Annotated in this window: 1 protein-coding gene and 1 pseudogene; both read right to left on the minus strand. The window is 59.3% G+C overall.

Annotated elements, in window-relative coordinates; translation table 11 throughout:
- A pseudogene (locus tag ACPF7Z_RS19345) lies at nucleotides 1-528 on the minus strand (transposase); the annotation flags it as partial.
- A gap of 131 nt (nucleotides 529-659) precedes the next feature.
- Nucleotides 660-1691 carry an IS5 family transposase gene (locus ACPF7Z_RS19350; protein WP_425194870.1) on the minus strand — a complete coding sequence of 344 codons (1032 nt, stop codon included), beginning with the start codon at nucleotides 1689-1691 and terminating at the stop codon, nucleotides 660-662.
- Nucleotides 1692-2016 lie beyond the last annotated feature (325 nt).

The raw sequence follows: 2016 nt of genomic DNA on the forward strand, positions 1-2016 counted from the left end.
CCTGGTAACGGCCGACCTCGTAGCCGCGGCGTCGCAGCTCTCCGGCCATGCGGCGGCTGCCGTAGCTACCGCGCTTCCGGCGATGGATCTCTCTGACCTCGCGGAGCAGGGCCTGTCGATGGTCATCGGGGCCACGCCGTCGCCAGGCATAGAAACCGCTCCGGCTGACCCGCATGACTCGACACAATACGGCCACGGGATAGGTGGCCTTCTCCGACTCGATGAACTGGTATCTCAGCTCGACTCTTTGGCGAAGAAGGCCGCCGCCTTTTTTAGAATATCCTTTTCAATCTGAAGCTTACGAACTTCTTCGCGAAGCTTTTGGATCTCGGCGTCGCGATCGTCTTCCTGCCGCTCCGGGGGGCTGGAGACCTGCTGGCGGTGCTTGCGGCACCAACGGTCCAGCACGCTGCGCTCTACTCCCAGACGCCGGGCGGCCTCGGATACGGAATACCCCTGATCGGTCACCAGACTCACCGCATCCGCCTTGAATTCATCGGAAAACCGACGTCGAGTCTTCTTGTTCATGAACACCTCCAGTGCCTCCATTATGAGGCTTATCGGGGTGTCCGCTCCAATTGGACCACTTCAACCGTTCAGCCTGGCCAGATCATCGCCTCAGCAGTCATTACATGACCATTTTAGGTGGCCTGTTTTTCCTAGTAGCCAGTTTTCCGGCTGCTAGGCCAAATTCGAGACGCACTGGCCCCGTCAGCATCCCCCTCGCACCTTCCCGCCAGCACCAGGTTGCCGAGGGCGAACAGGGTGAACAGCTGCGCCTGGTTCTTGGCCAGCCCTTTGTAGCGGACCTTCCGGTAGCCGAAGAGGTTCTTGATGACATGGAACGGGTGCTCCACCTTGGCGCGGATGCTGGCTTTGGCCTTCTCGAAGGCCAGCAGTAGCGTCTTCATAGGGCTGTCTTCCATCTTCTTGATGGTGCCCCGTTTGGCGGCGACACAGCACCTCGAGTCCGGGGCATCCTTTTCCTCGTCCAGGTACTTCCACATGCCGGTGTAACCCGCATCGCCGTATACTCGCTTGTCATCATCGCGGACCAGGACGCCGGCCATGGTGACATCGGCGATATTGGCCGAGGTCGCGGCAACGCTGTGGGTCAGGCCGGTGACCGCATCGACGCCGATATGCGCCTTCATACCGAAGAACCACTGGTTGCCTTTCCTGGTCTGCTTCATCGCCGGATCGCGTTGCCTGGCCTTGTTCTTGGTGGAGGGCGCGGCTGCCACGATGGTGGCGTCGACGATCGTATCCTCGCGCATGAACAGGCCCTGATCGGTCAGACTGGCGTTGAACTCCTCGAAGATCCGCTGGGTCAGCGCATGCTGCTCCAGCAGATGGCGGAAACGCAGCAGCGTGGTGGTGTCCGGCACGCTTTCGATGGCCAGGTCGATACCGATAAAGTCGCGCATGGCCTGGCTGTCGTAGATGGCATCTTCCAGCGCCTCGTCGGCAAGCGCATACCACTGTTGAAGGAAGTAGATCCGCAGCATGCGCTCCAGGCCAATCGGCGGTCGGCCCCGCTTACCTGCCGCGTTGGGGAAGTAGGATGGCGACAGCGCCTCGATCAGCCGTTGCCACGGCACCAGGGCATCCATTTGCGCCAGGAACTGCTCGCGGCAGGTAACCTTCTTCTTGTTCTGGTGCTCAGCCTGGGCGAACGGGATCTGCTTCATCGGATGGCTCTGTCAGACGGTGATAGGAAAGTCCAGATCTACCCCGTCGTTGGCTGCCCGAGCAGCAGCGGCGGGGTTTATGCAGCGTTTCCCTAGCCTTCTTCGAAAGAGCGCCGTATGACCACGATACCCCTAGCAATGCACTATATGGATAAAATGGAAGGAGGTTGACGGTGATATTTTTACAGTAAGGCTAGGCTCCGAACGAGCTATGGTGATTTCTGGTGTATGAGAGAAGGTAGGAAGGGTGGCGTATCCTGTTGATTGATCACGACCAAGATCTCAATCAACACGAGTGGATACGCCATGACCGATTCTACCCTCC

Source organism: Halomonas sp. GXIMD04776 (genome assembly GCF_049808615.1).
Classification (GTDB): domain Bacteria; phylum Pseudomonadota; class Gammaproteobacteria; order Pseudomonadales; family Halomonadaceae; genus Modicisalibacter.

Bases quoted from the DNA above. Each gene is read 5' to 3' on its own strand.
- ACPF7Z_RS19350 (WP_425194870.1), bottom strand. From the start codon at position 1,691: ATGAAGCAGATCCCGTTCGCCCAGGCTGAGCACCAGAACAAGAAGAAG.